The sequence below is a fragment of the Kitasatospora sp. NPDC059577 genome (genome assembly GCF_042735475.1).
Classification (GTDB): Bacteria; Actinomycetota; Actinomycetes; order Streptomycetales; family Streptomycetaceae; genus Kitasatospora.
Genome location: NZ_JBHWBZ010000078.1, coordinates 31,743 through 37,842 on the forward strand (window position 1 = coordinate 31,743; position 6,100 = coordinate 37,842).

Below are 6,100 nucleotides of genomic sequence, written 5' to 3' on the forward strand. Positions count from 1 at the left end.
CCGGGGCTGGGGGGGGGGGGGGGGGGTTCTCGCGTGTAGCGTCTTTTGTGTCCCCGGCGCCGCCGGCGGGGGTCGCGCCCCCCCCCCGCGGCGCCCGCCCCCCTCCGCCTTTCCGGGCGCCCCGGGACGGAAATTCTCGAACACCAGAACAATTCCCGAACCGGCGTTCCGGAAAATGAATTCCCCGGCGAATTCGAAAAAGCGTGCAGTTGACCCCGGCGGCAATTTCTGGATGGGATGTGAATTTCCATTCCGAAGGGCTCCTGTCGCCATGCCTGTGCTCACCCGGTTCGTCCTGCCGCACGCCGCCCCCCGGGTGCCCGCGCGCCTCCCCGCGGCGGACCTGGACGTGGTGTTCGGACTGCTGCGCGCCCGCTGGCACGGCCGCGGCCTGGAGCTCACCGGCTTCGCCCGCCCGCAGGGCCTGGACACCGGCCGCCCCGGCTCCGCCTGGACCTGGCTGACCCTGCGCCACGAGGACGAGGCCGAACCCCCGCTGCACCTGCGCTCCAGACCCCGCAGGATGCCCGAGGTCACCGACGACAGCGCCCAGCCCGAGCACAACCACGACTGGTCCGGCTTCACCGTGCTGCTGCGGCCGAGCCGGCTGCGCCGCGACGGCCGGTGGCTGCTCGGCGACTGGCGGATCGAAACCACCCTCTTCACCCGCCCCCGCGCCACCCGACTGCGCCGCCAGTACGGCTCCCTCGCCCCGCACTGGTGCGGCTCCGGCGAGTACCCGCCGACCTGCTGGGTGGACCACGACGTCCGCCTCCAGCCGTACTTCGAGGACGACCGGCTGCGGCTGCGGCTGGAACGCCCGGCCGTCCGGGTCACCCGGGCCGCCCGCACCCCGGCCGGCCTCGACCTGAGCGGCGTCGCCGACCGCTGCCCCGCCGGCACCGTCCTGCGGCTGTGCCATCGGCAGAGCGACGCCGTGGTCGAGCGGCCGCTCACCCGTGGCGGTGACACCTTCACCACCCACCTGCCGTACCCGCCGTTCACCGCCGACGGCCGCGGCGGCGGCGGACTGGAGCACTGGGACGCCGTACTGCTGCGCCCCGACGGCGGCACCGAGCGGCTCTGCCTCGACGAGCGCGCCGGCCCGGTGGCCGGCCAGCACCCGCTGCCCGGCGCGCCGGGCCGGGTGCTCTACCTCAAGCACCTCGCCGACGGCCGCCTCCAGTTCTGCGTCCAGCCCGCGGCCGGCCTGGTCGACCGGATCGCGGTGCGGCCCGACGGCTTCGAGCTGTCCGGCCACTGCCCGGCCCCGGCCGCGGACCGGCTGGAGCTGGTGCTGCGGCATTCCGGCACCGCGAGCGAGGTCCGCACCCCGGTCGAGACCGGCCCGGACGGCCGCTTCCTGGCCCGGGTGCCCGCCACCCGCACCGGCTCGGACGGCACCGCGCTACCGCTGCGCAAGGGCATCTGGGAGGCCGCACTGGAACCGGCCGACGGCCCGGGCCCGGTCCGCCCGCTGCTCGCCGCCCCCGCCGCGCTCCCCGTCGTCCCCGCCACCGTCCCCGCCGCGGCCACCGCCGGCGGCAAACGGATCCTGCTGCAGCGCCGCTGGCACGACACCCTGCTGGTCGACTCCACCCCCGTGCTCGACGCCGCCGAGCGCAGCGCCTGGACGCAGGGCCGCCAGCGCGCCGAGCGCTACCCGGCCGCCCGCCGCGAACCGCTGCGCGAGGCGGTGCTCTACGACGTGTTCGGCGGCCGGGGCTACGCCGACTCCCCGCGCGCGGTGCACGCCGAACTCGTCCGCCGCGGCGCACTGTTGGAGCACCTGTGGGTGGTCGACGACGCCCAGGCCGACGTGCCGTCCGGGGTCGCCCCGGTGCGGATCTGGAGCCCGGAGTGGTACCGGGCGCTCGCCACCTGCCGGTACCTCGTCGGCAACACGCACTTCCCGGACTTCCTGGAACGCCGCCCCGGCCAGGTCGTCGTGCAGACCTGGCACGGCTCGCTGCTGAAGCGGATCGCCCACGACGTCGAGAACCCCTGGCTGGCCGACCACGGCTACCTGGAGGCCCTCGACCGGGAGACCCCGCAGTGGAGCCTGCTGCTCTCCCCCAGCCCCTTCGCCACCCCGATCCTGCGGCGCGCCTTCCGCTACGCCGGCGAGGTGCTGGAGTCCGGCTACCCGCGCAACGACGTGCTCGCCCGGCCCGACCCGCGGACCGCCGCGGACGTGCGCCGCCGGCTCGGCGTCCCCGACGGCAAGCGGATCGTGCTGTACGCGCCGACCTGGCGCGAGGACCAGCGGCGCGACGACGGCGACGGGTTCCGGCTCGACCTGCGGCTGGACCTCGACCACGCCCGGCGGCTGCTCGGCCGGGACCACGTGCTGCTGGTCCGCCCGCACGCGCACGTGCGCGAGCCCCTGCCGGGCACCGGCGACGGCTTCCGGTACGACTGCGGCGACTACCCCGACCCGCAGGAACTGCTGCTGGTCGCGGACGTGCTGGTGACCGACTACTCGTCGATCATGTTCGACTTCGCGATCACCGGCCGCCCGATGTACTTCTTCACCTACGACCTGGAGCACTACCGCGACACCCTGCGCGGCTTCTACTTCGACTTCGAGTCGAACGCCCCGGGCCCGCTGGTGCAGACCTCCACCGGGCTGCTCCGGGCGTTGCGCGAACTCGCCGACAGCGGCACCGCGTTGCCGCCCGGCTACGCCGAACGCTACCGGCGCTTCCGGGCCGCGCACTGCGCGCTGGACGACGGCGGCGCGGCCCGCCGGGTGGTCGACCGGATGCTCGGACCGGGTCGAGGGGCGGGGGTCCGGCGGGCGGGCCGGACGGCGGGGGCCTGAGGGCCGGGCAGTGGCCCCGGCTTCAGGAGAAGGAGTAGCTCCGCCAGGGCCGCCAGACCTCGTCCGCGTCGAAGCGGGAGAGGCCGAAGCCCGGCACCGGGAAGGCGGCCCGGAAGCCGCGCGCCTGCTCGTACGCCTGGTCCAGCACGTCCTCCGGCAGGCCGTGGGCGACCGTCACGTGCGGGTGGTACGGGAAGGCCAGCTCGCGGGCCAGCGGGCCGGAGCGGACGTCCGCCTCCAGCAGCCGGCACTCCTGCGCGCCCTCCTCGACCCGGACGTACACCACCGGGGAGACCGGGCGGAAGGTCCCGCTGCCGCGCAGCAGCATCCGGAACGGCCGGTGCGCGGCCGCGACCGCCGCCAGGTGCTCCTCGATCTTCGGCAGCGCCTCGGCCGGCACCTCGGTCGGCGGCAGCAGGGTGACGTGCGTCGGTATCGACCGGGCCAGCGGATCGCCGAGCCCGGCCCGGGTGTCCTGGATCGCCGTGCCGTGCGGATCCGGGACGCTCACGGACACGCCGATGGTGACGACCTCCGGGAGGTCGCCACCACCGGGCAGGCGTGTGAGGGGAGTCACCGCTTGGCGGCCGGCAGGAAGCCGATCCGGTCGTACACCGTCTCCAGCGTCACCGAGGCCACCTCGCGGGCCTTCTCGGCGCCGATCGCCAGCACCCGGTCCAGCTCGGCCGGGTCGTCCAGGAAGGTGCGGGTGCGCTCCTGGAAGGGGGTGACCCACTCGGTGAACAGCTCGGCCAGCTCGGTCTTCAGGGCGCCGTACATCTTGCCCTCGAAGTGCGCGACCAGCTGCTCGACCGACTGGCCGCTGAGCGCGGAGTGGACGCGCAGCAGGTTGGAGACGCCCGGCTTCTCCTCCTCGTCGTAGGACACGACGGTGCCGGTGTCGGTGACGGCGCTCTTGAACTTCTTGGCGCTGACCTTCGGGTCGTCCAGCAGGCTCACCAGGCCCTTGGGCGAGGAGGCCGACTTGCTCATCTTGACGGCCGGGTCCTGGAGGTCCTGGATCTTCGCCGTCTCCTTGAGGATGTACGGCTTCGGCACGGTGAAGGTCGGGCTGTAGCGGGTGTTGAAGCGCTCGGCGATGTCGCGGGTGATCTCGACGTGCTGGCGCTGGTCCTCGCCGACCGGGACGGCGTCCGCCTGGTAGAGCAGGATGTCCGCGATCTGGAGGATCGGGTAGGTGAACAGGCCGACCGTGGTGCTCTCGGAGCCGTACCGGGAGGACTTGTCCTTGAACTGGGTCATCCGGGAGGCCTCGCCGAAACCGGTGAGGCAGTTCATCACCCAGGCCAGCTGCGCGTGTTCGGGCACGTGCGACTGGACGAAGAGCGTGCAGTGGTCCGGGTCCAGGCCCGCGCCGAGCAGCTGGGCGGTGGAGACCCGGGTGTTCTCGCGCAGCGTCGCCGGGTCCTGCGGCACCGTGATCGCATGCAGGTCGACGACCATGTAGAAGGCGTCGTTCTCCTTCTGCAGGTCGACCCACTGGCGCACGGCGCCCAGGTAGTTGCCGAGGTGGAACGAGCCGGAGGTGGGCTGGATGCCGGAGAGCACCCGGGGACGGTCCTTGGCCGGACCGGTGACCGCTGCGTTGACCATGCGGGCCATTGTTCCAGTTCCACCGGTCGCTCAGGAAACGTCCGCCCCCGGAGGTTCGGCCAGTGTGACGGCACTCACCCTCACCCGGGCGATCCGCCGGCCCTCCACCTTGGCCACCGTCAGCAGCACCTCGCCGTCGCCCTCCAGCCGGACGCGCGCCTGGTCGCCGTCCCTGGGGAGCCGGCCGAGCGAGGCGACCAGGCAGCCCGCCACCGTCTCGTAGGGGCCCTCCGGCAGGGTGACCCCGGTCTCCTCGGCGAAGTCGCCGAGGTTGAGCAGACCGTCCAGTTCCAGGCCGCCGCCGGCCAGCCTGCGGGTGGGCGCGGCCTCCGGCCGGTCGTACTCGTCGCGGATCTCGCCGATCACCTCCTCGACCAGGTCCTCCAGGGTGACGATCCCGGCGGTGCCGCCGTACTCGTCCACCACGATGGCCAGGTGGTGGCCCTCGCGGCGCATCTCGCCCATCGCCTCCAGCACCCGTTTGGTGCCGGGCAGCAGCTTGACCGGGCGGGCGAGGTCGCGGACCTTCACGGCCTGTTCGCCGCGGGCGCCGTACAGGTCGCGGACGTGGACGAAGCCGACCACCGCGTCGGCGCTGCCCTCGACCACCGGGTAGCGCGAGTGCGGCGAGGTGTCGGCCTGGTGCCGTACGGCGGCCAGCGGGCGCTCGGCGTCCAGGAAGGTCACCTCGGTGCGCGGGACCATCACCTCGCGCAGCTGGCGCTCCCCCGCGGCGAACACGTCGGCGATCAGGGCCCGTTCGTCGCTGCCGAGTTCGGTGTTGGCGGCGACCAGGCCACGCAGTTCCTCGGAGCTCATCGAGCCGCGCCCGGCCGCCGGGTCGCCGCCGAGCAGGCGGACCATCAGGTTGGTGGAGTGGCCGAGCAGCCAGATCGCCGGGCGCAGCACGACCGACATCACGTCCACCACCGGGGCGGCGATCACCGCGATGGACTCGGCGCGCTGCAGGCCGATCCGCTTGGGGGTCAGCTCACCCAGCACCAGCGAGGCGTAGCTGATCACCAGGGTGAGGCCGACCAGGGCGACCGCGTCGGCCACGCCCTCGCTCAGGCCCGCCCGGACGAACAGCGGGGCGACCTTGCCGGCCAGGGTGTCCGCGCCGAAGGCGGCGGACAGGAAGCCCATGCAGGTCACCCCGACCTGGACGGCGGCCAGGAACCGGTTGGGGTCGGCGGCCAGGTGCGCGGCCCGGGCCGAGCGCCGCGTGCCGAGTGCCTCCAGCGTCCGGATCTGGCCCTCGCGCAGCGAGATCAGCGAGATCTCGGCGACGTTGAACAGGCCGCCCAGCAGGATGAAGACGAGGACGAGCGCGGCGTCCCCGAGGGTTTCGTTCACAGCGGGCCAGTGTAGGACGGCCGGTGCGGGCGGGGGCCGACTCCGCACTCGCGTCGTCCCGCGGACGGGAGTGCGCGGGCGGCGGTTCGCGTACGGCCGTTCGCGCACGGCGGGCGGTCCGGCGGCGGGATCGGGGGCGGGATCGGGCCGGGGGCGGGATCGGGCGGGCACCCCGGTGCCGGGGCCGGTGCAGGGGCCGGACACGGCGGCGGGGGGGGGGCCCCCCCGCGGGGGGGGGGGGGGCGGGAGCGGGGAGGCGCAGGGCGGGGGGCAGGAGTGGCGCGCGCAGGTGCCAGCCGAGCGCGC

At 74.3% G+C, this 6,100-nt stretch carries 4 protein-coding genes; 1 reads left to right on the plus strand and 3 read right to left on the minus strand.

What is annotated here, in order from left to right:
• Window positions 1–271 precede the first annotated feature (271 nt).
• Window positions 272–2,824: a CDP-glycerol glycerophosphotransferase family protein gene (locus ACFV0O_RS37360; protein ID WP_380348669.1), complete on the plus strand. Its 2,553-nt coding sequence runs from the start codon at window positions 272–274 to the stop codon at window positions 2,822–2,824.
• Window positions 2,825–2,846: 22 nt separating this feature from the next.
• Here ACFV0O_RS37360 and ACFV0O_RS37365 read toward each other — a convergent pair whose 3' ends face one another.
• From ACFV0O_RS37365 to ACFV0O_RS37375, 3 genes are all read right to left on the minus strand, one after another.
• Complete coding sequence (locus ACFV0O_RS37365) at window positions 2,847–3,335, minus strand: 2'-5' RNA ligase family protein (protein ID WP_380348670.1); 489 nt, start codon at window positions 3,333–3,335, stop codon at window positions 2,847–2,849.
• 62 nt (window positions 3,336–3,397) lie between these two features.
• Window positions 3,398–4,438, minus strand: a complete 1,041-nt coding sequence (gene trpS, locus ACFV0O_RS37370; RefSeq protein WP_360254779.1) for a tryptophan--tRNA ligase — start codon at window positions 4,436–4,438, stop codon at window positions 3,398–3,400.
• A 30-nt stretch (window positions 4,439–4,468) separates the two neighbouring features.
• Window positions 4,469–5,794: a hemolysin family protein gene (locus tag ACFV0O_RS37375; RefSeq protein WP_380348671.1), complete on the minus strand. Its 1,326-nt coding sequence runs from the start codon at window positions 5,792–5,794 to the stop codon at window positions 4,469–4,471.
• Window positions 5,795–6,100: the final 306 nt, after the last annotated feature.